Here is a 386-nt window from a genome sequence, read left to right as displayed (position 1 = left end):
TGACGCTCTTCCCCAAGGCCGATTCCTGGTACATGGGAGCGAACATCCCAGGCAAACCGCGTCAGCTACTCAACTATCCGTCTGTGGTCGGCTATGCCGAGATCTGCGATGCGGTCGCCGAGGCGGGCTATAGCGGTTTCCGGCTGTCGGCATGAGCGCCGCCGAGGCTACCGGATCGTCGGACATCGACCCGATATGGGCCGAGGACGGGTCGCACCTGCCGGACTGGTTCGTCGATGCGCTGGCCGTTCCGCGGGAAGAAGGCTTCGTCACCGTAGAGGGCGCGCAGATCCACTACCTGCGCTGGGGCGACCGCGCAAAGCCGGGCGTGCTCATGGCGCACGGCTTTCTTGCCCATGCGCGCTGCTGGGCGTTTATCGCGCCGT

The 386-nt window shown here is 65.5% G+C and carries 1 protein-coding gene; it reads left to right on the top strand.

The features are described 5' to 3' along the window. Positions 1-151: 151 nt before the first annotated feature. A partial coding sequence (locus tag AX702_RS20235) for an alpha/beta fold hydrolase (RefSeq protein WP_443026315.1) occupies positions 152-386 on the top strand: 235 nt, incomplete at its 3' end.

This window comes from Sphingomonas sp. CCH5-D11, from assembly GCF_001557395.1.
Classification (GTDB): Bacteria; Pseudomonadota; Alphaproteobacteria; order Sphingomonadales; family Sphingomonadaceae; genus Sphingomonas.
Note: the sequence above shows the minus strand (reverse complement) of the source record. Positions and strands in the feature narration are given on the sequence as shown.